General features: G+C 45.0%; 15 protein-coding genes, 4 tRNA genes, 2 rRNA genes and 4 pseudogenes. 14 read left to right on the forward strand and 11 right to left on the reverse strand.

Going from position 1 to position 25,013, the window contains the following annotated elements:
- The first annotated feature begins 35 nt into the window (after positions 1-35).
- The 4 genes and pseudogenes from dut (at position 36) to PKHYL_RS12740 (ending at position 3,707) form a co-directional block, all read left to right on the forward strand.
- The gene (gene dut / locus PKHYL_RS12725; protein ID WP_071003269.1) at positions 36-500 is read left to right on the forward strand and encodes a dUTP diphosphatase; all 465 of its coding nucleotides are present in this window, start codon (positions 36-38) and stop codon (positions 498-500) included.
- Positions 501-677: 177 nt separating this feature from the next.
- Positions 678-2,534: a phosphomannomutase gene (locus PKHYL_RS12730; RefSeq protein WP_071003267.1), complete on the forward strand. Its 1,857-nt coding sequence runs from the start codon at positions 678-680 to the stop codon at positions 2,532-2,534.
- A 74-nt stretch (positions 2,535-2,608) separates the two neighbouring features.
- Positions 2,609-3,509: pseudogene (argB, locus tag PKHYL_RS12735) on the forward strand (acetylglutamate kinase).
- Between the two features lie 24 nt (positions 3,510-3,533).
- A complete protein-coding gene (locus tag PKHYL_RS12740; protein ID WP_197496697.1) occupies positions 3,534-3,707 on the forward strand; it encodes a hypothetical protein in 174 nt (57 codons plus the stop codon).
- Between the two features lie 85 nt (positions 3,708-3,792).
- On the opposite strand, the gene PKHYL_RS12745 is transcribed toward PKHYL_RS12740, so the two are convergent.
- Positions 3,793-4,164, reverse strand: a complete 372-nt coding sequence (locus tag PKHYL_RS12745; protein ID WP_240365342.1) for an arsenate reductase — start codon at positions 4,162-4,164, stop codon at positions 3,793-3,795.
- A 236-nt stretch (positions 4,165-4,400) separates the two neighbouring features.
- Here PKHYL_RS12745 and leuS point away from each other — a divergent pair.
- The 7 genes and pseudogenes from leuS to PKHYL_RS12780 all read left to right on the forward strand — a co-directional run bounded on the left by leuS (position 4,401) and on the right by PKHYL_RS12780 (position 13,423).
- A pseudogene (leuS, locus tag PKHYL_RS12750) lies at positions 4,401-7,088 on the forward strand (leucine--tRNA ligase).
- 50 nt (positions 7,089-7,138) lie between these two features.
- Positions 7,139-7,852: an LPS-assembly lipoprotein LptE gene (locus PKHYL_RS12755; RefSeq protein ID WP_240365343.1), complete on the forward strand. Its 714-nt coding sequence runs from the start codon at positions 7,139-7,141 to the stop codon at positions 7,850-7,852.
- Positions 7,853-8,013: 161 nt separating this feature from the next.
- Positions 8,014-9,098: pseudogene (locus PKHYL_RS12760) on the forward strand (DNA polymerase III subunit delta).
- Between the two features lie 258 nt (positions 9,099-9,356).
- Positions 9,357-10,676 carry an efflux RND transporter periplasmic adaptor subunit gene (locus PKHYL_RS12765; RefSeq protein ID WP_093070736.1) on the forward strand — a complete coding sequence of 440 codons (1,320 nt, stop codon included), beginning with the start codon at positions 9,357-9,359 and terminating at the stop codon, positions 10,674-10,676.
- Positions 10,677-10,926: 250 nt separating this feature from the next.
- On the forward strand, positions 10,927-12,876 hold the full coding sequence (locus PKHYL_RS12770; protein WP_228724661.1) for a MacB family efflux pump subunit: 1,950 nt from the start codon (positions 10,927-10,929) through the stop codon (positions 12,874-12,876).
- A gap of 193 nt (positions 12,877-13,069) precedes the next feature.
- Positions 13,070-13,145 (forward strand) — tRNA-Lys (locus PKHYL_RS12775).
- 202 nt (positions 13,146-13,347) lie between these two features.
- Positions 13,348-13,423: transfer RNA gene (locus tag PKHYL_RS12780), tRNA-Lys, on the forward strand.
- A 92-nt stretch (positions 13,424-13,515) separates the two neighbouring features.
- Here PKHYL_RS12780 and PKHYL_RS12785 read toward each other — a convergent pair.
- A complete protein-coding gene (locus PKHYL_RS12785) occupies positions 13,516-14,286 on the reverse strand; it encodes an MBL fold metallo-hydrolase (RefSeq protein ID WP_240365344.1) in 771 nt (256 codons plus the stop codon).
- Positions 14,287-14,541: 255 nt separating this feature from the next.
- Positions 14,542-16,627: pseudogene (locus tag PKHYL_RS12790) on the reverse strand (catalase).
- Positions 16,628-17,051: 424 nt separating this feature from the next.
- Between PKHYL_RS12790 and PKHYL_RS12795 the strand changes: the two are divergent.
- Both PKHYL_RS12795 and PKHYL_RS12800 read left to right on the forward strand, forming a co-directional pair.
- The gene (locus PKHYL_RS12795) at positions 17,052-17,252 is read left to right on the forward strand and encodes a hypothetical protein (protein ID WP_240365345.1); all 201 of its coding nucleotides are present in this window, start codon (positions 17,052-17,054) and stop codon (positions 17,250-17,252) included.
- Complete coding sequence (locus PKHYL_RS12800) at positions 17,246-17,842, forward strand: dienelactone hydrolase family protein (RefSeq protein WP_240365346.1); 597 nt, start codon at positions 17,246-17,248, stop codon at positions 17,840-17,842. Before PKHYL_RS12795 ends, PKHYL_RS12800 begins: the two co-directional genes overlap by 7 nt.
- Before the next feature lie 99 nt (positions 17,843-17,941).
- Here PKHYL_RS12800 and PKHYL_RS12805 read toward each other — a convergent pair whose 3' ends face one another.
- From PKHYL_RS12805 to PKHYL_RS12815, 3 genes are all read right to left on the reverse strand, one after another.
- Positions 17,942-18,601, reverse strand: a complete 660-nt coding sequence (locus PKHYL_RS12805; protein WP_240365347.1) for a DUF938 domain-containing protein — start codon at positions 18,599-18,601, stop codon at positions 17,942-17,944.
- A 67-nt stretch (positions 18,602-18,668) separates the two neighbouring features.
- Positions 18,669-19,130: a flavodoxin family protein gene (locus PKHYL_RS12810; protein ID WP_240365348.1), complete on the reverse strand. Its 462-nt coding sequence runs from the start codon at positions 19,128-19,130 to the stop codon at positions 18,669-18,671.
- A gap of 4 nt (positions 19,131-19,134) precedes the next feature.
- The gene (locus tag PKHYL_RS12815; RefSeq protein ID WP_212563808.1) at positions 19,135-19,548 is read right to left on the reverse strand and encodes an OsmC family protein; all 414 of its coding nucleotides are present in this window, start codon (positions 19,546-19,548) and stop codon (positions 19,135-19,137) included.
- Positions 19,549-19,694: 146 nt separating this feature from the next.
- Here PKHYL_RS12815 and PKHYL_RS12820 point away from each other — a divergent pair, with 146 nt between their 5' ends.
- Positions 19,695-20,435 (forward strand): IS630 family transposase, encoded by a 741-nt coding sequence (locus tag PKHYL_RS12820; protein ID WP_240365349.1) that lies wholly within the window; start codon positions 19,695-19,697, stop codon positions 20,433-20,435.
- Positions 20,436-20,545: 110 nt separating this feature from the next.
- Here the strand turns inward: PKHYL_RS12820 and PKHYL_RS12825 are convergent, their stop codons facing one another.
- The 5 genes from PKHYL_RS12825 to PKHYL_RS12845 all read right to left on the reverse strand — a co-directional run bounded on the left by PKHYL_RS12825 (position 20,546) and on the right by PKHYL_RS12845 (position 24,949).
- Positions 20,546-20,944 carry a hypothetical protein gene (locus PKHYL_RS12825; protein WP_240365350.1) on the reverse strand — a complete coding sequence of 133 codons (399 nt, stop codon included), beginning with the start codon at positions 20,942-20,944 and terminating at the stop codon, positions 20,546-20,548.
- A 270-nt stretch (positions 20,945-21,214) separates the two neighbouring features.
- Positions 21,215-21,329, reverse strand: a 5S ribosomal RNA gene (rrf, locus tag PKHYL_RS12830).
- Positions 21,330-21,491: 162 nt separating this feature from the next.
- A 23S ribosomal RNA gene (locus PKHYL_RS12835) occupies positions 21,492-24,348 on the reverse strand.
- 351 nt (positions 24,349-24,699) lie between these two features.
- Positions 24,700-24,775: transfer RNA gene (locus PKHYL_RS12840), tRNA-Ala, on the reverse strand.
- Between the two features lie 97 nt (positions 24,776-24,872).
- Positions 24,873-24,949 (reverse strand) — tRNA-Ile (locus tag PKHYL_RS12845).
- Positions 24,950-25,013: the final 64 nt, after the last annotated feature.

Here is a 25,013-nt window from a genome sequence, read left to right on the forward strand (position 1 = left end):
TTTATAAAACTTCTAAATCGTTAAGTGAGTGTGTTATGCAAGCTGTACAAGTGAAAGTAGTCAATCCTAAAATTATTGAAGATGAAGCATTTTCTCTACCGACTCGCGCTACCGATGGCAGTGCTGGTATCGATCTGCGCGCTTGTATTGATGAGCCTTTAACGATCAAAGCAGGCGAAACCCACTTGATCGGTACGGGCCTTGCTGTTTATATTCAAGACCCTAATTATGCCGGTATGATATTGCCACGCTCAGGCCTTGGCCATAAGCACGGCATCGTCTTGGGTAACTTGGTTGGGCTGATTGATGCCGACTATCAAGGTGAGCTGATGGTCAGTATTTGGAATCGCAGTAACGAAGACTTTGTTCTCAACCCAAGCGATCGCATGGCACAGTATATCGTGGTGCCTGTTGCCCGTCCTGAGTTTGAAGTGGTTGCAGAATTCAGTGATGAAAGCGTGCGCGGTGCTGGCGGATTTGGACATTCAGGCCGTCAGTAATTATTCGCTCAATTAATGATCGTTGAGGTGGCGATTTCAGGTTAGCAGTGCCAGTTTAGTGGCTAAAATAATTATTGGGATGGCGACTAAGAGTAATTGTTTACATTAATAGAATGTTACGCTACCCGTTTTGTATTCATAATTACCTATTTACCACGTCAATAAGGAGAATAAGCCATGCCATCTTTTGCGGCGCAGCAATCCTTATTTCGTGCTTATGACATCCGTGGTACAAACACGCATTTCACCGATGAGTTTGTACAAGCGCTGGGCCATCGTTTTGCTCAGCTCTATAGCGCTGAGTCACACCACCTGACACAAGCGCTAACCCAAGATATCGATGCCAATACTGCTGATGTTACTTATTCTCCCGATAGCACCATGAATGTTCAAGAGGATACAGTAGCCGAAACTATCGTGGTGATCGGCTACGATATGCGTCATGGCAGCGAATCGATTGCACGTACACTCTCTACTGTATTAGCCCAACAGGGTTTATGCGTTATCCAGCTCGGTCTTGTTACCACACCCATGATGGCGTTTTGGGCAAAGCAGTATCAAGGTCATGGCATTATTGTAACCGCCAGCCACTCTGCCAAAGACGTATTGGGTATCAAGTGGTTGGTCAATCATAAATCTCCTAGTAGCTTAGAGATACAAGCCCTTTATCAACAATTAATCTCTCATACTCATTACTTATCTAAAAATCAGGTCGAGCAAGCAACCTTAGACTCAGAACCAGACTCACACTATATAAATATTAGCAGCAATACTGAATTGTCTAGAGCTTTGCTTAAAGAGCTGCTTGCCAAGCAAGTAGCAGATGTCTATATCGCGGCTATTGAGCAAGTCTTTTGCCAGTTGACTCAGGATAATCAGACAGCACCTACAAACAACCGAAAAACAGCGTCTAAGCTTGATTTGGTTGTGGTTATTGATTGTATGCACGGTGCCACTGGCAACATCACTCAGCGCTTATTTGACCGTTTTTGCCAGCATGTCATTGTGCTCAATGACACGCCAGATGGCAGTTTTCCTCTTGGTAATCCTGATCCAGCCGAGCCCAACCGTCTAACAGCGCTGCAGCAAGCTGTTGCTTTTCATTGTGCCGATATTGGTTTAGCATTTGATGGTGATGGTGATCGTTTGATGATCGTTGATAATAACGGCAAAGTGGTCATGCCTGATCACCTACTCTACTTGTTAGCACGCATTGCCATAACAGAACGTCCGGATTCTTTGACCAGCTCCTTAGCGTCTGAGGTGCTATTTGATATTAAATGCGCGCATCATCTGCCAAAGCTACTGGCGGATCTTGGCGCGATGCCAGTGATTAGCAAAACCGGTAGCAGCTTTATGCGCCAACAGGTACAGCATCCTGATAGTCAAATTGTCTTTGCAGGTGAGCTATCAGGGCATTTTATTTTTAATGATGGCCGCTTTATCCCTTATGATGATGCCATATATGCTGCATTGCGCTTACTGCATTGGTTTGTCAAGTCTCGTAATATCTTAGATGATAAAAATGCACTATCAGATATTCTCCAACGCTTGCCCGCCATGGTCAGTACAGCAGATCATTATCTGCCGATGCCGCAGACTGCTAGGACAGATTGCTCAATCATGGAGCAATTAACGAGGGTTTGTACCTACTTGCAGCAGCTAGCGAGCGTGACGACTCATGCTGATTCGTTTGATATTTCTGATTACCGACTAGACGCCGCCAATCTACCAACGGCTTTATGTGCGTCACCAGTCTGTACTTGCTCCACTATCAGATCCCATATAGCTGTCGAACAAGCCAAGTCTTTATTGCCAGCAGGCACTAGACTTAGCTGCATTGATGGTGTGCGCTTGGATTTTGCGCACGGATTTGGCGTGTTGCGTCAATCAAATACCAGTAATAGCCTGACTGCGCGCTTCGCTGGTGACAGCATGGATGATCTAAAAGACATTCAAGCGACCTTTGCCGCGTTGTGTCGCCCATTTGATGCAGAGCTGGCAACACAGATTATCGCCATGCCTGCTGAATAACGGCATTAAACCTGTATCGATTAAATATGCTAAAAAGAACAACCCATTTAAAACCCGCCCTTTAGGAGTTAGGAATGACACTTAATTTAGATGACGCCAAAAACACCGCTGAAGTATTAACCACTGCCCTGCCCTATATTCAGCGCTTTGTTGATAAACTCATCGTGGTGAAATATGGCGGCAATGCCATGACCGATCCTGAACTCGAAAGCTCATTTGCTCGTGATATTGTCTTGCTGAAAACGGTCGGTATACATCCAGTCGTTGTACATGGTGGTGGCCCACAAGTTGATAACTTGTTAAAGAGCTGGGTCGTCAGTCTGATCGTATCGATGGGATGCGTGTGACTGACAAAAGCACGATGGATATCGTAGAAATGGTGCTTGGCGGCAGTGTCAACAAATCGATTGTTAGCTTGATTAACAAGCACGGCGGTCGCGCAATTGGCCTCACGGGTAAAGACGCCAATTTGATTCGTGCCAAAAAACTGATGATGGAAAAATCGGTAACGACGGTGTCGTGGTGCCTGTCGATTTAGGATTTGTGGGCGACGTAGTCAGTGTCAATAAAGACGTCATCAATATGCTCATCTCCTCTGATTTCATTCCCGTTATCGCACCACTTGGTGTCGATAAAGAAGGCAATACTTATAATATCAATGCAGACCTAGTCGCTGGTAAGGTGGCGGAGTTTTTACAAGCAGAGAAGCTGATGCTATTGACCAATATCAAAGGCGTATTGGGCCGTGACGGCGAGGTAGTGACTGGGCTAACACCCAAGAAAGTCGATGCTTTAATCGAAGATGGGACGATCTCAGGCGGTATGATTCCCAAAATACAGTGTGCGCTTGATGCCGTGCGTAGCGGTGTTAAAAGTGCCGTTATCGTTGATGGCCGTGTGCCTCATGCCACGTTACTGGAAATTTTCACTAACGAAGGGGTTGGTACACTGATTAGCCGTGAGATAGAGGCCTAATTCAGCTAAAAACAGGAATCAGTCATGTCTCTTCCGCTATGGTTTCTGCTATTTATCTTAGAAAGTATCTACTGCTGGTGGGTCATTGGCTATGGCGGCGCAAAGTGGATAGAGGGCTGGAAGTCGTTTTTTATGATTGACTGGTTTGCCCTTGATTGGACAGCGGAGCAAATCCGCCTCTATGTGCTCATTATTTAGGGCTTTAGTGTAATTTGGTTTATTGTTGGCGTTATCAAGCCCGAGCTAAGATTTAATTATTAGCTCAGGCGTTTTATGACCGTTTTTAACCAAACACACGCTCAAACTCCGCTTCATCAAAACCGCACAGCAGTATCGGCTGATCTTTATCTGCTAATTGACCTTCTACAATCGGACGTTTGATCATACTGGTGTTTTCAACCAATAGCTCAATGGCATTGTCCACACTGGCGTCAGCTGCTTGCTTTTGCTCATCGGTCAGCTTGCGCCATGTTGTGCCGCGCTTATTGAGCACTTTATCAATCCCTAACGCATTCACCCAGCGCTGTACTGTATCTTTATCGACACCTTGTTTTTTATAATCATGAAACTCATAGCTAACGCCTAGCTCGTCAAGCTTATTGAACGCCTTTTTCATCGTGCTACATGATTTGATACCGTAAATGGTGATGGTCATGATGACTCCTTATCATTACTCATAAATACTGGTGAACGTTTCTATTATACCGGAGGCTGATTGGATATAAAAAATACCTCACTTTTAATCGTCAAACCTGATGAGCAAATGCATCATATCGTCGCAATTTTTGCCAAATTACGCTATGCTATGGCATTGTCAAATTCCACCTATTTTGAACAGTATTAAACAAATCCGTATTAAATAAATCAGTATCAACCAATTTCGAGCCGACTATGAGCAACGCCGTGACAGCAGACCAAACCGACAACCATCATTATAACCCGCAAGCGATCGAAGCCGCTCAGCAGACCAAATGGGCCACTGACAAGCGCTTTGAAGTCAGCAATGAGCCAAGCGACAAGCCAAGTCGTTACATGCTGTCGATGTTCCCTTACCCAAGCGGCAAGCTGCATATGGGCCACGTACGTAACTATACGATTTCTGACGTCTTAAGCCGTTATTATCGCCTAAAAGGGTATGAGGTCATGCAGCCAATGGGCTGGGATGGTTTTGGCTTGCCAGCTGAGAACGCCGCGATTGCCAATCAAACGCCACCTGCTGCATGGACGTTTGCCAATATCGACAATATGCGCGCGCAGCTTTAAATTGTTAGGCCTGTCTATTGATTGGTCACGCGAGTTTGCCACTTGTAGCCCTGAATACTATCAGTGGGAGCAGTGGCTATTCTTGCAGTTGTACAAAAAAGGCCTAGTGTACAAAAAGCTATCGACGGTCAACTGGGATCCCGTTGATAATACTGTCTTAGCAAACGAGCAAGTCATTGATGGTAAAGGCTGGCGTAGTGGTGCGGCAGTCGAAAAACGTGACATCCCCATGTATTACTTCAACATCACTGACTATGCCGATGAATTGCTCGACGATTTGGATCAACTAGAAGGTCACTGGCCTTCTGAAGTATTGACCATGCAGCGCAACTGGATTGGTCGTAGTGCCGGTATGGAAGTACATTTCCCTTATGAGATTGCTGGCGAAGAAAACACCTTAGATGTGTTCACCACTCGTCCTGATACTTTGATGGGCGTGACTTATGTCGCCGTTGCCGCAGAACACCCACTCGCACAGTACGCTGCTGAAAAAGACGACATGATTGCCCAATTCTGTGCGATGTGCAAAAAGGTTCAGTGGCTGAGGCCGATCTCGCCAAAGCCGAGAAAATCGGTATGGATACCGGCCTGACCGTCACTCATCCACTGACTGGTGAAGAAGTGCCTGTTTGGGTCGCCAACTATGTACTGATGAGCTACGGCTCAGGTGCAGTGATGGCCGTGCCTGCTCACGATGAGCGTGATTATGAATTTGCGGTAAAGTACAACCTACCGATTAAACAAGTCATCAATACCCCTGATGGCTATTTTGATGATTTAAAAGCAGATGCTAAGGCAAATGATAGTGAAGTCAATCTTGCTTATACCGAGCGCAACACTCTGGTCAATTCAGGTGAGTTTGACGGTTTAGATTTTGAGCAGGCGTTTGATGCCATGCTTGCCAAACTTGAGCCAAAATCGCTTGCCAAGAAAAAAATCCAATACCGCCTGCGGGATTGGGGCGTGTCGCGCCAGCGCTATTGGGGCTGCCCTATCCCAATGATCAACTGTGAGCATTGTGGTACGGTTCCTGTCGAAGAGCAAGACTTGCCCGTTGTGTTGCCAACCGACGTCGTACCTGATGGTCGTGGTAATCCACTCAAGAATATACCAGAGTTTGTCAATACCACTTGTCCTAAATGTGGTAATCCTGCTGAGCGTGAGACCGATACCTTTGACACATTCGTGGAGTCAAGCTGGTATTACGCCCGCTTTGCTAGTCCAACTGACACACAAAACATGGTCAACAAGTCTGCTGCCAATAAATGGCTGCCAGTCGATCAATACGTGGGCGGTGTTGAGCATGCAGTGATGCATCTGTTGTATGCGCGCTTCTTCCATAAGCTCATGCGAGATGAAAACTTGGTCACTGGCGACGAGCCATTTGCCAACCTAATGACGCAAGGTATGGTACTCGCTGGCACCTTCTACCGTGTCAACGCGGATGGCAGTACCACTTACTACTTTGCAGAAGACATCGATATCGACTACAACGACCGTGGACAGCCGATCAAAGCGACCTTAAAGCTGGATGGTCAGCCAGTCACGATTGGCAAAATCGAAAAAATGTCTAAATCAAAAAACAACGGTGTCGATCCACAGCTGACTATTGATAAATACGGTGCGGACACGGTTCGTCTATATACACTATTTACCGCACCTGCCGATCAGACGCTTGAATGGTCAGATGACGCGCTAAAAGGCCCTTACAACTTTGTGAAAAAAGTATGGCGCATCGCTAATGATCACATGCAAGCGCTAACGGCCGCCAATATCAGCATTGATACGCTGAACGGTGCGACATTGAACACAGAGGGATTGAGCAAAGAAGCCAAAAACTTACGCCGTAAAACGCACGAAACCATCGCCAAGATTGATAGTGATTTGGGTGATCGTTTAGCACTCAACACACCTGTATCAAGCCTGATGGAACTTGCCAACGAGTTGACTGCCTTTAACGCCAGTAGTGAGCAAGAGCTACACGTTAAAAACGAAGCGTTGACCAATCTGCTGATTATGCTGTCTGTCTATGCGCCGCACGTTGGTGAGCATTTACTTGAGCAGCTCGGCCTTGATACTTTAACCTTAGATTACCCGACTGTTGATGAAAGTGCGCTGGTACAGGACATGATTACGATGGTCGTTCAGGTCAATGGTAAAATGCGTGGTAAGATGGATGTCGCACCGAACAGCGATCCTGAGCAGCTAAAAGCACAAGCTCGAACGATGGAAAGCGTAGCAAAGTTCATCACAGGCGAGATCAAAAAAGAAATCGTCGTACCCAACAAGCTGGTTAATATCGTGGTTGCAGGCTAGTCGCCTAGGCTTAGTGCTCTAAGCCTTTTTATCATATGAGGATAGCGTTTATGTCGTATAAGCATCGAGCTTGGCAATCACAACCAACGCCAAGCGCACGGCACGTTGGTACAAAACAATCTGGTGGAAAGAAGCTTGCGACGGCATTGCTCACAGCATTACCTATGTTTGCGATATTGGGTACAACGGCAGGTCTAAGTGGTTGCGGTTTTCAGCTACGCGGCTATGATTCGCCAATGCTGCTCAATGCCAACAAAACAGCCGTCATTATCGAAGACAATCGCACCTCATTTCCTCTAAAATTGCCATTGACACGCCGCCTAACCACATTAGGTGTCGATGTCATTGGCAATATGACAGTTGATGATGTGATTCGCAGCAATCAACAAGCTGGTGCTAAACCGATTGCAGCGATCGATATCAGTAACGTGCGTTTTAAACGTTACGAGTTGGTGGGTGTATTGACAGAGATTCGCTTGGTACTCTCTGCTGATGTCAGCTACCAGACGATCGAGAATGGCAAGCCCGTCACGCTTACCAATCCCATTCAAGTCGAGCGTAGCTATCAATACAATGAAGCATCCGTCAGTACTGATGACCAGCAAGGCGACCAAATTCGTGATTGGCTCTATGACAGCTTAGCACGCCGTATCACGGATCAATATGTGGCGATCTCCTTACCAAAAGTTGCACCTGCTGCCAAGCAGTCTGTACTGATGAATAAAGGCACAACGCCAACGGTTGTTGTCTTACCTGAGAAGTAACTTTTAACAAATATTGTTATTAAGCTCTATCATTTGCAGCCATTTAAGTATGAAGAACAACGAGCGTACGCACTAACTTAGTCAGCTAAGCAAGTTCGACAGCGCTCGTCATATTTCTACAAATGCTATCATCTGTTTACCAACCTGTGTCCTACCACGCTATGCAACACACCTTTATACAAGCTTATCCCAAACTCCTGCAATCTTCGGTTGCGGTAGCTGGCTTGTGGCTGGCGCATGGTGACGAGCCATTACTCAGTCAATGGCTCATCGATGCACTACGTCCCCATTGGCGCGCGCAAAACTACGCCATCAAACGTATAGAGCTGATATCGGTGAAGAGTTGGCAAGAAGTATTGTCAGAGCTTGGCAGCCAGTCTCTATTTGATGATGCGAGTGCGGTAATCGTGACTGGCAATCATAAACCTGATAAAGCAGTTATTGCTGAGCTTGAGCGCTTTGCTGTTGAGGCGCAAACAGGTGCGCACAGTCATAGCGTATTATGGCTAACACCTAAGCAAGACAAACGCAGTCAGAGCAGCAAGTGGTTTGCCCCTTTGCTCAATACGGCACTGTCATTGATTGCAATTTATACAACGAGCAGCAGCGCCAGCAGTTGTTGCAAATACAGGCGCAGAAGTTTGGATTACGACTGTCACAAGAAGCGTGGCAACTTCTTATGTCACACACTGAGCATCATCTACTCAGTGCTTATCAAACGCTATGGCGCCTGTCTTATCTGTTTGCACCGCAATTAGCTACTAGCAATAGTGATAATAATGAAGATAACGAGCACTCTAATAGTTTTACACAGCCGGTAAATAATGTGACATTGGATATTGCAGACTTACAAGCAGCCTTAGTCAGCGACGCGCAATTTAGCGTGTTTGATTTGTCTGATGCGATGCTCGCGGGTAATAGCACGCAGGTTGCCAAAATCATGTTTCAGCTAAAGTCGACCGATGAGCCTACTACTTTAGTACTCTGGGCTATTAGCAAAGACATGCGTCAAATTATCCAACTGCTGGATGGTCAAGACCCTCAAGCATTAGGCATTTGGCGTAGTAAGCAAGGGTTATACCAACAAGCATGCCGCCGTCAGTCAAAAGAACAAACGAGCGAATGGCCTGCTCTGCTCTATCGCTGTGACCAAGCCATCAAAGGCCTTATTCGCCAACCAGCATGGGAGCTGTTATTGCAAGCAGCATTGGAGCTGGCAGGCAAGCGTTTATTTACCATACGATAGTACTTCGTGATAGCCAGTCATCATTCACTATCACACCCTATGCCTTATTTTACCAAGTAGTATTTTAAAGGCCTCTCCCTTACTACCTCTTATCATGTCCACCCTTTCCTCATATTTATCCATTAACAGCCGCTTACTTGCTGTTATGTAAACTGTACTACATAGGCCTTAACCTTTCGTAAACTAATTATCATTCCCTTTCGTACATGAAGTCTCTACTATATCTACACTTGATTTAATTGTGATTGGATTGTTGTCATGCGCAAAATAAGCAGAAAATCTGCTATTAAATGGGGTGTCATCACCTTAATTATCGTAGCATTAGGGGCTTTGGCCTATACTTTTTTAAAACCAGAAGAAACCACACCTAACTATTTAACCGCAACCGTTGAAGTCGGTGATATTGAAAACAATGTCATGGCCTCTGGTAAAGTAAAAGCGTTAAATACCGTTGATGTCGGCGCGCAGGTATCTGGCGAGGTAAAACGCCTATACGTTGAAGTCGGTGATGAAGTCAAGCAAGGCGACTTGATTGCACAGATTGACCAAGTGACCCAAAAAAACAACCTGAGCAACGAACAAGCCAGCCTTGAGCAAAGTGAAGCCGCGCTACAAAGTGCGCAAGCAGAATTGCTCAGCAAACAGGCAGCACTAAAAAGTGCCTATTCCGATCTTGCTAGCCGCCAATCTGAGCTCAAACAAGCACAGTCTGATTTTGCGCGTTTGCAAGACTTAGTCGCTATCGATGCTATCTCACAACAAGAATATGACACGCAGGCGACCAGTGTCGAGACAGCAAAAGCAGCCGTTGCCAATGCACGTGCGGCTATCGACACAGCTAAAGCCGCGATTGCGACCACAGAAGCCAATATCAACAGTCAGCAAGCAGCATTACGCAAATCACGAACTAACGTCAGTACTGCTGAAGAAGATCTAAGCTATACCACGATTCGTGCACCAATATCAGGTACAGTCGTTTCTATTACGACTGAGCAAGGTACTACGGTCAATGCTAACCAAACGGCGCCCACATTGGTGACGTTAGCAGATTTATCGACCGTACGTATCAACGCGCAAATCTCAGAAGCTGATGTCATTAACGTCAGTGCTGGTATGCCTGCTTATTTCAATATTATCGGTAATCCAGACAAACAGTATGATGCGACATTAACCGCTATCGAACCTGCCCCAGAGCAGATCAGTAGCACCAGCTCGACAGACGCTGCTATCTATTACGTCGGCTACGTAGAAGTACCAAACCCTGACCGCTTGTTCCGAATCGATATGACGGCACAGATATATATCATCGTCAACGAAGCCAAAAATACTCTATTAGTACCATCAACAGTGATCCAAGAAAAGCGAGCTAAAGAAAAAGGCAAATCAACAACGGGCAAGTTTGTACGTGTATTAAAAGATGACGGAACCGTAGAAGAGCGTACTGTAGAAGTCGGTATTGATAACCGAGTAAATGCGCAAATCTTAAGTGGTTTGAAAGAAGGGGAAGAAGTAATCATCAGTGAAGAGAGCGGTAAGAAATCAGATAGCGGCCGCGTACCTGGCGGACCTCGAATGTAACTTGTGCTTTGACTATGTTGAGTAAGAAAGGCTTGCTAAACATAGCAGCCCTTTCATAACAACACTATAACGCTTATTAGCCTTTATTAAAGACACTGCTATGACTATATCTCAATCTCCTAAACCGTCGACTGAAGATAGCTCTGAAAGTAGCACGGCTCAAAACTTAGGGTCACACACTTCTGCTAATCGCTCAAACAACTCAGCAAAAACCAATACCGCTACCCACTCTGCATCAGGCAAGCCCATTATGGAACTATCTGGCATTATCAGAGAGTTCCCTGCTGGTGAGCAAACCATTCGCGTCTTGCATGATATCAGTCTGACGATTCACCAAGGTGAGATGGTCGCTATCATTGGACAGTCAGGCTCTGGTAAGTCCACCTTGATGAATATCTTAGGTTGTCTAGATCAAGCCACTGCTGGTGATTATAAGATTTATGGTCAATCCGCCCGTAAGCTTGATGCCGATCAGCTAGCAGAACTGCGCCGTGAGCACTTTGGTTTTATTTTTCAGCGCTATCATTTGCTTGGTGATATCAGTGCCAAAGACAACGTCGCCGTCCCTGCCGTGTATGCGGGCATGGATACCGAGGCACGCACCAATCGTGCTGAGAAGCTACTAACTGACCTCGGCCTTGGCAATAAGGTCAACAATCGTCCCAATCAGCTCTCAGGTGGACAGCAGCAGCGTGTTTCTGTCGCTCGTGCACTGATGAATGGTGGCGATGTTATCTTAGCAGATGAGCCAACTGGTGCCCTAGACAGTAAGTCTGGCGAAGATGTCATGGCGATTTTGCATGACCTCAGCGCACAAGGTCATACCATTATCATGGTCACTCATGATCCAAAACTAGCAGCACAAGCAGAGCGTGTGATTGAGCTCAAAGATGGCCATATCATCGCTGACTATCAAACTGAGCATTATAAGCACACAGACAAAAAACCAGAATCTATCCTTGGCGAGCATCGCAAAAGTGCCTTTGGTAGTTTTATTGATCGACTGCTTGAAGCGTTCAAAATGTCTTTGCTTGCCATGCGCGCGCATAAGATGCGTACTCTACTAACGATGCTCGGCATTATCATCGGTATTGCCGCAGTCGTATCTATCGTAGGTCTTGGACAAGGCTCTCAGCAGCAAATCCTTGCCAATATCAGCTCATTAGGTACCAATACCATTACCGTCAATGATGGCTACCCTAGAGGCGATCCTAGACGCCGCTATAACGATGACAATTTGACACCAGAAGATGCAGAGGCGGTCGGCAATCAGCCCTATATTATCAGTGTCAGCCCTCAGGTAAGTGCCAGCTCTAGTGTCCGCTATCGTAATATACAAGAGGATGCTACCGTCAATGGCGTTGGTGAAGACTATCTAACCGTCACTGGTGAGACATTAGCACTTGGCCAAGGGTTTGATGCAAAAAGCATTACTTTACGTAGTCAAGATATCATCATCGATGACAACGCTAAACAGACCTTTTTCTCAGATATTGATAACCCTGTTGGCGAGGTAATATTGGTTGGTAGTGTGCCTGGACGCGTGATTGGCGTACTTGAAGAGAGCGATGGTGGCTTTGGTCCCAGTGTAACGACGCCTACTATCTATATGCCTTATACGACAGTGATGTCGCGCGTCACCGGTAGTACCAATATCGACCGCTTTGTGGCGTTGTTAGATGATAGTATCTCTTCTAGTGCCGCAGAGACGGCCATCTCTGACTTGATAGAGAGTCGCCATGGCAAAGATGACTTTGAGCTACGAAATTCAGATTCTATCCGTCAAACCATTGAGTCGACGACAGGTACGATGACCCTACTTATCTCATCAGTTGCAGTTATTTCGTTAATTGTTGGTGGTATTGGGGTCATGAACATCATGCTAGTCTCTGTCACCGAGCGCACTAATGAAATTGGTGTTCGTATGGCAGTAGGTGCGCGTCAAAGCGATATCATGCAGCAATTTCTCATTGAGGCCGTTCTAGTCTGTATCCTAGGGGGACTGATTGGTATTGGAATGGCATTTGCCATTGGTGAGCTGATTAATAGTGTGGGCGGTGATAGTTTCAAAGTCATCTACTCACCGACTTCTATTATTGCCGCGTTTGTTTGCTCGACATTGATTGGCGTAGTATTTGGATTCTTGCCAGCACGTAATGCTGCCAAACTAGATCCTGTTGAGGCGCTTTCTCGAGACTAATAATTGATTATTGGCTCGCTTTAGCCAAATAGAGCAGTCAATATCGATATAATGGCAAAAATTTAAAGAAACTGGAATAAATTGGCAATTTTATAAGAGAATTACACTTTTTTTATCATGTGGGGTTGTAATTGTCAGAATTATATATATAATGTGCTCTCACGTTTAGGGGATACAAATACTTTAAACGTTAGGGCTGTTAGCTCAGTTGGTAGAGCAGTTGACTTTTAATCAATTGGTCCCGCGTTCGAGTCGCGGACAGCCCACCATATTTTAGTTTAACCTTTATTCATCGTTCTACCCTATCCGGTAGTTGTTTAATAAAGTTAAGTTTAAAAAGCTCTTTTTTAAATGAATTACTCTTGTTGGCAATAATATACATTTATTGTTAGCATAACTTTTAGAAAATTCTATTTAAAGAATTTTCTCTTGCGAAGCTAAAATTGCAGTGTCATTTTTATACGCTTCTCAGGGCTGTTAGCTCAGTTGGTAGAGCAGTTGACTTTTAATCAATTGGTCCCGCGTTCGAGTCGCGGACAGCCCACCATATTTGAAAAGCCCAGTTACTATCATAGTAACTGGGCTTTTTTCGTCTGCACTTTCTATCCTTTATTTTATATCTACTTATGATGTCGCCGTTTAAAAAAGTCGGAAGCTGCCTTTCTTACGCCATAGCAGTTTATGTCTGATCGTATCTTTAATCGTGCGCGGATACTTGGGTGCTTGAGCGATGAACGCATCAAACTCTACCTCACTCATTGCACGCTCTCGGCCATGAGCCATCATTACCATTGATGGTTTTAAATCTCTGATTTTTTTTAACGATTGCTTATAAGCTTTGGGATCATAGACAGGAAATGGCGCCACAAACTTATGACGCAATTTAATGATGAGATCAGCCGTATATACCTGACGACTGGGCAAATGAAATAAAGACAGATCGCGATCGGTATGCCCAGGCGTCTCTAACACTTGCCATTCATCAAACTCTGGGACAAAGTCACCATCGGTGACAGTGATGTCTGGCTGAAGACTTGCTGGATAATATAAGTTTTTAAATGGGCGACCTTGCCGCCTCGCCACATAGTACGCAAGATTCATATCGACCAGATGCATCGCTCGTCCACCAATACCGCCGTACCACTGACTTTTCTTATCAGCAGAGATAATGCGGCATCCAGTCTCTTGGCGAAACCTGCGCGCACCACCCGCATGATCCGGATGCATATGGGTGACCACCACCACTTTTAGGTCTGTTATCGGCCTATTTAGAGTATCTTTGATATACCCAAGTACCATTGGCACATCGGCACGGCAACAGCCGTCTAGTAACATGATTTTATCTGGATATACTGCCAAGTAGCTACTTTGGATATAGCCCTCTAGACGTACAATTTCACACGAACTCATTTATCATCCCCTGATCATTTGATCCTAGTGTCTCTGTATTTTTAGTATAGCGATAATCAATACAAAACAAATTGTTTTCAGTGAACGCTTGTGACTATAGATACGGTTGATAATAGTCGCATAATGCGTAACATCATTAATGACAACGTTTATACTTCCAGTAAAAACGCAAAAAACCCAGCGCTTAGGCTGGGTTTTCTACATTAAGTATTTACTTTATAGATTTAAAGCTGATACCATCAATTATGCTAGCGATTACGCAAGGTCACGAACCTTAGGCTCACGCTCCCATAGACGAGATTTTGCATTTTCTACAAAGCTGTCAAGCTTAGCGAGCGGTGTGACAAACTCATCTTTTTCTACAGGAAGTTTACTTAAGATAAACTCATCCGTTGCACCGCAATAAGCAATGGCTTTACAGTGTACATAAGCATCAGTGAACCAATCTAGCGTTGAGCTATCCTCCGCCAGTTTCTTAGCTTGATCCGGCATAATGATACTCACTACCGCATCGAAGAATACAGAGGGTGCGCCAGCAACACGCTCATCTGCTTGGATACGCGTATTGTCGTCAAGCTTGACTTCTTTGCTAGGAGCAACAATTTTGACCATACCGCCTTGAGCATTAATAGCATCTTCAAACTTCTTAACTTGCTCATGGTTTGATCCTTCAGCCACTAAGATACCAACCAAACGGCCTTTTAGTGATTTAGGCGTACGACCAATCGTTTGCAGAGGCTTAGAGGTGTCCATATCTTGTACTGGTGCTGCTGGTTCTGCCGCTTCTGGTAGCTCCATACCTAAGGCATTGGCAACACGATTAGCTAGATCTTCATCAATATTGATAAGGTGACTGAGCACGCGAGTACGAACATGCGCAGTATCTACTTTACCCAGCTCAAACGCGTAGGCTGATGCAATGTGTGCTTGTTCAGCAGGGGTTTGGCTACGATAGAACATACGTGGCTGACTATAGTGATCAGCGAAGCTCTCAGCACGGATACGACCTTTTACGCCATCGTCCAGTTTTTCATGAAACGAGTTAAAACCTTTTGAGGACTTTCACGTGGACGGTCTAGATCTAGACTTTGAGGCTCATAAAGCACACGAGTCTTAGGCACTTGCATTTGCATATGACCGTCTTGCTGGTTATTTGCAAACGGACATTTAGGCGCATTGATAGGAATCTGAACAAAGTTTGGTGAGCCCAATCGTGACAACTGAGTATCTAAGTAACTAAATAGACGGCCTTGCAGTAAGGGATCGTTACTAAAGTCGATACCAGGTGGTATATGCGATGGACAGAAGGCTACCTGCTCAGTTTCTGCAAAGAAATTATCTGGGTTACGGTTTAGTACCATTTTACCGATGATTTTAACTGGCACTAGCTCTTCTGGAATCAGCTTAGTGGCATCTAAGTGGTCAAATGGAAACTCATTGGCCTCTTCTTCGGTAAAGAGCTGTACACCAAGCTCCCACTCAAAATACATACCATTTTCAATCGCTTCATACATGTCACGGCGGTTATAATCAGGGTCAGCACCAGATATTTTTACAGCTTCATCCCAAATAAGCGACTGTACACCTGCTACTGGTTTCCAATGATAACGGAAGAAAGTACTCTTACCTTCTTTGTTGAGCAAACGGTAGGTATGAATACCAAAACCTTCCATCATGCTAAAGCTACGCGGCAATGCACGATCACTCATCAGCCAAATCAGGTTATGCATCGTCTCTGGGCTTAGCGAGACAAAGTCCCAAAAGGTATCGTGTGCAGAGGCCGCTTGCGGAAACCCGCGATCCGGCTCCGGCTTGACTGCATGAATGAGATCAGGAAACTTAATGGCATCTTGAATAAAGAAGATCGGCATATTATTACCGACTAAATCCCAATTACCTTCTTCGGTATAAATCTTTACCGCAAAGCCGCGGACATCACGCGGCGTATCTTTTGAGCCTTTATTACCGGCAACGGTCGAAAAACGGGTAAAAAGTGGTGTTTGTTTACCAGTCTCAGTCAAAATTTTGGCCGTTGTATACTCTTCTAATGATTCGGTCAGCTCAAAATAACCGTGTGCCGCACTACCACGCGCATGGACAATACGCTCAGGAATACGCTCATGGTCAAAGTGGTTGATCTTTTCACGTAGTACAAAATCTTCTAATAGCGTAGGACCACGTGCGCCTGCTTTTAATGAGTTTTGATTGTCGCTGATAGCCACGCCTTGTTGGGTGGTCAATACTTTGGTGTCATCGTCTGCGCGCTGATGGGTTTCGCCCCATTGCCGCGTTTAGTATTCATGTCTTTTGCTGGGTCGGTATGATCGATATTATTATTCATAAAACATCCTAGCTAATGAGTAAAATAGTCTCTTCCAAGACCATTAAAAATGTGCTTACACAGGTGTTGTATCCTTTGGGATAATACTGACTTCATCTGTCGATTATTTGTCTGTGCTGCTGCATGACCAATTATTAAAAAAGATAAAGGAATAAAAGGCATACGGCTTATCTTATCCAAAAACTAAGTCGCTTATAGTTACGTACATAGTGAAACTTGTTGATGTTTGGTTAAAGTTTACGTGCGCAGTCACTCAACCGCTTGACGGCTTTTGAGCCAGCCTAAACGTTAACAACCCAATCTTGTAATTTAGTTATTCTTTAAGGTATGCTTTATGGCGTACTAGAGATCATCGATAAATAACATTGGCATGGTTTTTAGCCATATATTTATCTCTTTTTATATAACTATAAGGCTATCGACTATGTTACCAACTTCGAATTTCTCGTCCAAAAAACCTTACCGCTCATTATTGGCGGGTGCATCAATGGGGCTCCTGGCATTGACCATCAGCCAAACCGCTGCCGCTATCACGACCAAGAACGTCACTTATACGGTGGATAACCAAGCATACGAGGGCTATTACGCTAAAGCAAATAAGCCCTATGCTCCTTTATCTTGTTGATTCATGACTGGGATGGTCTCACCGACTATGAACGCAAACGCGCTGATATGCTAGCGAATGAAGGTTACAACGTACTGGCCGCAGATATGTTTGGACAAGGTATTCGTCCCACCTCTATCGAAGAAAATAAGCGTTTAACAGGCGAATTGTATGACGATCGCAACAAAATGCGCCGCATACTACAAGGTGCGTTAAATGCTGGACGACTGGAGGGCAATGATGTGCGCAACGGCACGACCATGGGATATTGTTTCGGTGGTACGGTTGCATTAGAGTTAGCACGTTCAGGCTTCCCGCAAAAAGCCTTTGTCCCCTTCCATGGTGCCTTTGATACTCCGACCGGTCAAAGTTATGACAAGACCACTGGCGAGATATTGGTGTTCCACGGCTCAGCTGACCAGTCTGTCTCTCTAGAGAGCTTTGCGACTCTGGGCAAAACGCTAGAAGCGGCAAAAGTTCCTCATGAAATGGTCACTTACAGCGGCGCACCACATGCCTTTAGCGTATTTGGCAGTGACAGATATGATGCACGCGCCGATGAGCGCTCTTGGAAACGTTATTTGGACTTCTTAGCAGATGAGTATAAATAATCTAATCGTATAAAAATATCAGTCACCATATAAGCAATGCAAAAAAAGACACCTCAACGAATCATCAGTGAGGGTGTCTTTTTTTGACGTTCTAATCATTTAATACTTCTGAAAGACCAACAGCTGATTATTGGCAGGCATCGCGTACGTTCTGCTAAGCGTTAGATGATGCATATTTGCTAAATTTACAATGTCTTCTTTATGACGGATACCACTGTCAGAATTACCTTGCCTTAACATCGCATCAAATCGCTGGTTGCCCGCACTGGTATAGTTACCATGTTCGTTAAATGGGCCATAGACAATCAGCTTACCATCCACAGGTAACGCATCACCAGCCAGTGCAAATAATTTTTCGACCAACGCCCAACTGATGATATGTAGCGTATTTGCCGTAAATATCGCATCATAGGGCTTGGCTATATTGCTATTTACTGACTGACTATTAATAGGTACAGAATCGTAAGCCAAATCAAACGTTAATGGTAGAGATAGATTGGGCGCAGGATAAGCATGATACCAAGCCGCTATATGACGATGATTGCTCGTGACATCGCTGGTTTGCCACTGTATCTTAGGTAAACGAGGAGCAAAGTAAACACTATGCTGACCCGTTCCAGAGCCGATTTCTAAGACATGAGTATGCTCTTGTAGCTCGTTTTGCAATACTTCTAGGATAGGCTGCTTATTGTTCTCGCACGCTTGAGAGAATGGCAACGCGTCGATATCCAATTGGCTGTTTAGATGATCGATTTGCATGGATACTCTCCTCAGACTGCCCGTTACCTTTGCAGTATCTTTCGCGAATTATTGGCAAAATATACTACTAGTAAATACCCGCTTCAACGCCAGCGGCTAACGTCATGGCAAGCTCTTTTACTTGGTCAGCAAAGCTGTCTTGCCACTCACCTTGTAGTATCATTGCCTCTTGAATCCACGACCAACGCAGCCCCGTCGTGATCGTCTTTATTGCAAGCTTGGTACCCGTACCATCATGCCCTGCACGTATATATAGTGCAAATGGCATGCCTTGCTTTTCTTCTAGCACAGGATAATAACAGCGATCAAAGAAGTCTTTGGTCAGCCCTGCCATATATGCCAGATTTTCAGTCGTGCCTAATAGCAAAGCATCAGCAGCCAACACATCTTCAGGCTGCGTGTCCTGCGGCGACTTCAAAATGACAGTGATATCTAGATCAGGATGATTGGCACCACCATACGCCGCTTGCGCCAACTTCTCAGTATTGGGTGACGGCGCATGAGCGACAATCAATAACGTTTTTGCCATGGCATTAAAGGCCACGAGCAATACGGAACGTTAAGTTCTGCGTGATATCAGGGTGGAGGCTGTTGGCGACTGGACAAGTCAATGCGGTGTTATAAAAGATCGTTTGCGTTCTATCATCAAGCTCCTTATTAAAGGTCACGATGATATGGATCTCGCTCACGCGTCTTGGATCAGCGGCCATGACTTTGGTCACTTCAGCTGTGGTGCCTGCAAGGTCAATCTCCATGTCACGGGCTTTGATACCAATAATGGTCAACATACAACTGGCCAAACTGGTGGCTAGCAAATCAGTCGGTGAAAACGCTTCGCCCTTGCCTTGATTGTCAGTCGGTGCATCGGTAATAATTTCATTGTTTGATTGCAAATGAATAGCGGTAGTGCGCAAGTCGCCTTGGTATTGAACGGTTGATGTAGTCATAGGTTCTTTCCTAAGCTAAAATTCAGAAGTATACAATCCACTATAAGGTTCAAATAGTGGTTTTATAATGAATCACCAAACTATAGTCAATTCCACCTAAAAGTGTTATAAACTAATTATCAAATTCAATTGTTATTATAAAGACCATGACTTACTCACTAGATTTTCGTATGCAAGTACTAAAAAGCTTAGACGAGGGTATGACCTTTGCCGAGGCGGCTGAGTTTTATAATCTGAGCCCAACCACCATACAGAACTGGAAGCGGCGTATTCATAGCAAAACAACCAGGCAAACCAAACCCTATAAAATACCAGATGACGTGCTACTTAATGATGTCAAAGAACATCCCGACGATTACCAGTATGAGCGAGCACGTCGTTTGAACTGTAGTAAAACAGGCATTCATCATGCCCTAAAACGGCTTGGTATCAGTCAAAAAAAGACCTTAGAACATCCAAAAGCCTGTCCGATTAAAAGAGCGATATATCACAGTAAGCTTGATATCTTTAAACAACAAGGCTATCCCATTGTTTACATGGATGAAAGCGGCTTTGAGTACGAGACTATTCGCTCTCATGGGTACACATTAATTGGTACACCTTGTATTGATAGCTACAATTGGCAAGGTAAAAAGCGAACCAACGTTATCGGTGCTCTCTATGAAAAGATGCTGTTTGCACTAGATTACTTTAAGCACAACATTAACAGCAGCATATTCTACAACTGGTGCAAACAAACCCTAATCCCAAGTCTTAAAACCAAATGCGTGATTGTGATGGATAACGCTCGATTTCATAAGAAGAAGCGCATTCAAAAGCTACTGAATAGGCATGGTCATCGTATTCTATGGCTGCCACCGTACAGCCCTGATTTGAACCCCTATTGAAAAGAAATGGGCACAAGTAAAGTTTCTACGCCAAGGCTGGTTGGAAAACGACTTATCCAAGTTGTTTTATGATGTTTGTCCCTAACCATAACAATTTTATTTTGAACTGACTATATATTATCAGTATAAGGTAGGTTTTTATACTTCATAAAATCTGAAATTTTAAATAAGGACTTATTAGAAACTGTTAATTCCCATATAGCACTGTATTGGAACCATGGATCTAATAATATTTGAATAGTATTTTCATTGATTAACCTTAGTCTTTCTATCCAGCAAAACTGTTCTGTTTCAAATTTTGTGAGCTTATTATTTCCCTCATAACAGTCCCAAAGAGTTAAATGCTTACCAGCTACGATTGCATATTTGTTATTTGGGTCAATTAAAGCACAAGATGGACCACCGTAAAAACTATCAGTAAACAAGATATCCCTGCTTTCTTTATCGATGAGATATGCATCTCCATAGCTGTCATATAAATACAATTTATCCGTTTCTTCTAATATCATTAGATTATCTCAATAAACTTTCAGTTGACCATCTATAGTTATAAATTATTATCAATAATAAGCCAATAAAAAAACCCTCTTTCGAGTGAGCGGGGGCTTTTAGGTATAAGAGGCTAGTGATGATTTGGGCAAGGAAAGAGTTGAAGAACTGCTTTGATGCGAGCGAAAGATAAAACCATTTAAATAAAGAGATTTTCTAGGGAAGTCAGATAAGTTTAAGATAAAGAAAGCCCCCTAACGGTTAAGTTAGGGGGCTAATCAGGAATAAGGAGCTGACGATGACCTACTCTCACATGGGCGAACCACACTACCATTGGCGCAACGATGTTTCACTTCTGAGTTCGGGAAGGGGATCAGGTGGTGCCATCGCGCTATTGTCGTCAGCAAAGGGGGTTAGATATGAGTCTGTTTGTGTGACTTTTGATAAGTACCACTTACCCTAACTGAATCAAGGTTAACGGTGATATCGAAATATTCTGTCTGTTTCTATAGCCTGAGCTATATAAGATAGATTAATTAGACTTGTATACAAACCACTTGGTGTTGTATGGTCAAGCCAAACGAGCAATTAGTACAGGTTAGCTACACGCATCGCTGCGCTTCCACACCCTGCCTATCAACGTCCTAGTCTTGAACGGCTCTTTAGGGAAATCTAATCTTGAGGTGGGCTTCCCGCTTAGATGCTTTCAGCGGTTATCCCATCCGAACGTAGCTACCGGGCAATGCCATTGGCATGACAACCCGAACACCAGTGGTTCGTCCACTCTGGTCCTCTCGTACTAGGAGCAGATCCTCTCAAATTTCCAACGCCCACGGTAGATAGGGGACCGAACTGTCTCACGACGTTCTAAACCCAGCTCGCGTACCTCTTTAAATGGCGAACAGCCATACCCTTAGGACCTGCTTCAGCCCTAGGATGAGATGAGCCGACATCGAGGTGCCAAACACCGCCGTCGATATGAACTCTTGGGCGGTATCAGCCTGTTATCCCCAGAGTACCTTTTATCCGTTGAGCGATGGCCCTTCCATACAGAACCACCGGATCACTAAGACCTACTTTCGTACCTGCTCGACTTGTGGGTCTCGCAGTTAAGCGCGCTTTTGCCTTTATACTCTTCGACCGATTTCCGACCGGTCTGAGCGCACCTTCGTACTCCTCCGTTACTCTTTAGGAGGAGACCGCCCCAGTCAAACTACCCACCATACATTGTCCTCGGTATTGTGATACCTGAGTTAGAACCCCAACATGACCAGGGTGGTATTTCAAGATTGGCTCCACCAAGACTGGCGTCTCGGTTTCAAAGCCTCCCACCTATCCTGCACAAGTCAGGTCAAAGTTCAATGTAAAGCTGTAGTAAAGGTTCACGGGGTCTTTCCGTCTAGCCGCGGGTACACAGCATCTTCACTGCGATTTCGATTTCACTGAGTCTCTGCTGGAGACAGCGCTGCCATCATTATGTCATTCGTGCAGGTCGGAACTTACCCGACAAGGAATTTCGCTACCTTAGGACCGTTATAGTTACGGCCGCCGTTTACTGGGGCTTCGATCAAGACCTTCGCTTACGCTAAGCCCATCAATTAACCTTCCAGCACCGGGCAGACATCACACCCTATACGTCCACTTTCGTGTTTGCAGAGTGCTGTGTTTTTAATAAACAGTTGCAGCAGCCTGGTATCTGCGACTGCCAGCAGCTCAAGGAGCAAGTCCTATCACCACCAACAGCGTACCTTCTCCCGAAGTTACGGTACCATTTTGCCTAGTTCCTTCAGCAGAGTTCTCTCAAGCGCCTTGGTATTCTCTACCTGATCACCTGTGTCGGTTTAGGGTACGATTCGTTTATAACTATTGCTTAGAAGCTTTTCCTGGAAGCATGGTATTTGCCACTTCGCTGTACAAGTACAGCTTGCTATCAGATCTCGGTATAGAATAGCCCGGATTTACCTAAGCTATAAACCTACATCCTTTCACCTGGACAACCAACGCCAGGCTGACATAACCTTCTCCGTCCCTCCATCGCATTATAAACAAGTATCGGAATATTAACCGATTTCCCATCGACTACGCCTTTCGGCCTCGCCTTAGGGGTCGACTCACCCAGCCCCGATTAACGTTGGACTGGAACCCTTGATCTTCCGGCGTGGATGCTTTTCACACCCATTATCGTTACTCACGTCAGCATTCGCTCTTGTGATACCTCCAGCATGCTTTACAACACACCTTCACAGGCTTACACAACGCTCCCCTACCACTTGAAAACAAATTCAAATCCGCAGCTTCGGCTCCTAGTTTGAGCCCCGTTACATCTTCCGCGCGGGCCGACTCGACTAGTGAGCTATTACGCTTTCTTTAAAGGATGGCTGCTTCTAAGCCAACCTCCTAGCTGTCTATGCCTTCCCACCTCGTTTCCCACTTAACTAGGAATTTGGGGCCTTAGCTGGCGGTCTGGGTTGTTTCCCTCTCCACGATGGACGTTAGCACCCACCGTGTGTCTCCCGGATATCACTCATCGGTATTCGGAGTTTGCATCGGTTTGGTAAGTCGGTATGACCCCCTAGCCGAAACAGTGCTCTACCCCCAATGGTGTTCGTCCGAGGCGCTACCTAAATAGCTTTCGGGGAGAACCAGCTATCACCGAGTTTGATTAGCCTTTCACCCCTATCCACAAGTCATCCCCTGGCTTTTCAACGACAGTGGGTTCGGTCCTCCGGTGCCTGTTACGGCACTTTCAACCTGCTCATGGATAGATCACTCGGTTTCGGGTCTATACCCTGCAACTAGTCGCCCTATTAAGACTCGGTTTCCCTACGGCTCCCCTAAACGGTTAACCTTGCTACAGAATATAAGTCGCTGACCCATTATACAAAGGTACGCGGTCACCACGCATGGTGGCTCCCACTGCTTGTACGCACACGGTTTCAGGTTCTATTTCACTCCCCCTCACAGGGGTTCTTTTCGCCTTTCCCTCACGGTACTGGTTCACTATCGGTCAGTCAGGAGTATTTAGCCTTGGAGGATGGTCCCCCATCTTCAAACAGGATTTCTCGTGCCCCGCTCTACTTAATATGTTAACGCTAATGTTTCGAATACAGGACTATCACCTACTATGGTCAGCTTTCCCACGCTGTTCTTCTACATTAGCATTAATCGGCTTCTCCCCGTTCGCTCGCCGCTACTAGGGGAATCTCAATTGATGTCTTTTCCTAAGGGTACTGAGATGTTTCACTTCCCCTCGTTCGCTTCCCTAATAAATTAGGATACCTACCTTATGGTAAGTGGGTTTCCCCATTCAGAAATCTCCGGATCACAGGATATTGCCGCCTCCCCGAAGCTTATCGCAGGCTGTCACGTCTTTCATCGCCTCTGACTGCCAAGGCATCCACCATGTGCGCTTCATTACTTGACCATACAACCCCAAGTAGTCTTTCGACTTCTATGTGTCATACAATCTAATTATGATAACGATATCACCTATGTTTATACGCTTGATTCAGTTCTCTTTACTTTTTTAATAACTCACCCCTGGGATAACAAATAATGTCGTTAAGAGGGTGAGGTTATTAAGGTTAATGACGACACGTGAAATGTCATCACTAACCCAGACTCATATCTATGTTTTTAAATAGTTCCTATGCTCTCGTCGAGTCATAAGTTCTGTATAAAACAGAAAGAAGTAATCGTGTCTTTATTCAAGATGAATCACTTGTTTCTATTTGATACCTATTTTATTTAGCACGCTAAGCTTAGCTGTATGTAGTGGTGGAGCCAAACGGAGTCGAACCGTTGACCTCCTGCGTGCAAGGCAGGCGCTCTACCAACTGAGCTATGGCCCCTGAGCGAGGATGCAATCGAAGCATTGTTTCGATCCGAGCGCAAGAGGAAATCCCTTGAAGGGGGATTTACTTAGGGCTCTTTCACCTACATTAATAATGGTGGGTCTAAGTGGACTCGAACCACTGACCCCCGCGTTATCAACACGGTGCTCTAACCAGCTGAGCTACAGACCCTAATACGTCCTAAAACGTAAGCTTAAACTAAAGAACAACTTGTTGTGAATTCTTGCTGAGCGAA

Source organism: Psychrobacter sp. KH172YL61 (assembly GCF_007182895.1).
GTDB lineage: Bacteria > Pseudomonadota > Gammaproteobacteria > Pseudomonadales > Moraxellaceae > Psychrobacter > Psychrobacter pacificensis.